At 73.4% G+C, this 1,680-nt stretch carries 2 protein-coding genes and 1 pseudogene; all 3 read right to left on the reverse strand.

Annotated features, from left to right (window positions below; genetic code table 11):
* Positions 1-648: FAD-binding oxidoreductase (locus AC27VN_RS40770; RefSeq protein ID WP_490880406.1), on the reverse strand; the 648-nt coding region annotated here is incomplete at its 3' end.
* A 7-nt stretch (positions 649-655) separates the two neighbouring features.
* The gene (hutG, locus tag AC27VN_RS40775; RefSeq protein WP_490880407.1) at positions 656-1,471 is read right to left on the reverse strand and encodes an N-formylglutamate deformylase; all 816 of its coding nucleotides are present in this window, start codon (positions 1,469-1,471) and stop codon (positions 656-658) included.
* A gap of 13 nt (positions 1,472-1,484) precedes the next feature.
* Positions 1,485-1,680, reverse strand: a pseudogene (locus AC27VN_RS40780) (formimidoylglutamate deiminase); the annotation flags it as partial.

Genomic DNA, 1,680 nt, shown 5'->3' on the forward strand with positions numbered 1-1,680 from the left:
CGCCGGATGCAGCCGCAGCAGCGCGCGCGTGATCACGCCCAGCGTGCCCTCGGCGCCGATGAAGAACTGCTTGAGGTCGTAGCCGGTGTTGTTCTTGAGCATGGGCCGCAGCATCGGCAGCACGCGGCCGTCGGCCAGCAACACCTCCAGGCCCAGCGCCTGCTCGCGCATCATCCCGAACTGCAGCACGCCGTTGCCGCCCGCGTTGGTCGACAGCGCGCCGCCGATCTGGCACGAGCCGCGCGCGCCGAAGTCCACGCCGAACAGCAAGCCCCGCGCGGCCGCCGCCTCCTGCACCGACTGCAGGGTGGCGCCGGCCTGCACGGTCAGCGTGCCGGCGGCGGCATCGAGCGACTCGATGGCGTTCATGCGCTCGAGCGACAGCGCGATCGCATCAGCGCGCGGCACCGCCGCGCCGGCCAGCCCGGTGAGCCCGCCCTGCGGCACCACGGGCACGCGATGCTCGCTGCAGATGCGCAACACGGCCGACACCTCGCGCGTGTCGCGCGGGCGCACCAGCGCCAGCGGCAGCACGGGCGCCACGCCGCTCCAGTCGCTGCGGTGGCGCTCGGCGATGGCCTCGCCGCGCAGCACCTGGCCGGCGCCCAGCGCCTCGCCGAGCGCGGCGAGAAAGGCCTCCTGGCTCATGGCCGGCTCACCCGCGGGCTTCGACGAAGTCGAGCACCGCCTCGAGCATGCGGCGCACCTGCGGCTGCACGCCGGCCGCCACCTGGGGCAGGTAGGCGAAGGGCAGCGCCTCCTGCATGTAGCTCGACTGCGTCATCTCGAGCTGCACCGCGTGCACGCCACCCGCGGGGTTGCCGTACTGGCGCGTGATGTGGCCGCCCTTGAAGCGGCCGTTGAGCACGCCGGTGTAGCCGGGGTTCGATGTCGCGATGCCCAGCAAGGTGGCGGCGAGCGCGGGGTCGCAGCTCTTGCCGTCGGCGGTGCCGAGGTTGAGGTCGGGCAGCTTGCCTTCGAAGAAGCGCGGCAGCACCGAGCGGATCGAGTGCGCGTCCCACAGCGCGATGGTGCCGTGCGCGGCCTTCAGGCGGGCCAGCTCGGCCGCGAGCTGCGCGTGGTAGGGCTGCCAGATCGCCTCGCGGCGCGCGGCAATCTCGGCCTCGCCGGGCAGGTCGCCCGCGGCGTACAGCGGCGTGTCGTCGAAGGTGTCGACCGGGCACAGGCCGGTGACGCTCTGGCCCGGGTAGAGGCTGGCGCCGTCGGGCGGACGGTTGAGGTCGATCACGTAGCGCGAGTGCGTGGCCACCAGCACCGAGGCGCCGAGTGCGTCGGCGAAGTCGTAGAGCTGCTCGAGGTGCCAGTCGGTGTCGGGCACATGGCGCGCCTCCTCGGTGAAGCGCGCGAGCAGCGCGCCCGGCACGTGGGTGCCCACGTGCGGCATCGAGATCAGCAGCGGGCGCGTGCCCTGGCGAAAGCGGAAGGCCGGTTCGGTGGTGGCGAAAGTCATGGCATGGGGTTCCTCAGTCTTGAAGCAGTTGGCTGCGCGCGGCCACGAAGGCGGACGCGGCCTCGGCATGCAGCGCATGGCGCCCGGCGGCGACGCGCGCGCGGCCCGCCACCCACACGGCGTCGATGGCGCTGGTGCGGTGGCTCGCGAAGACGTGCGCCGACAGCATGTCGGGCGCCGACAGCCCCTGCAGCGCGAGCTGCTGCGCA

It is taken from the genome of Variovorax sp. 20P10.2.4, from assembly GCF_058244205.1.

Excerpts from the sequence above, each read along its gene's own strand:
- hutG (WP_490880407.1), bottom strand. The coding sequence starts at position 1,471 with ATGACTTTCGCCACCACCGAACCGGCCTTCCGCTTTCGCCAGGGCACG.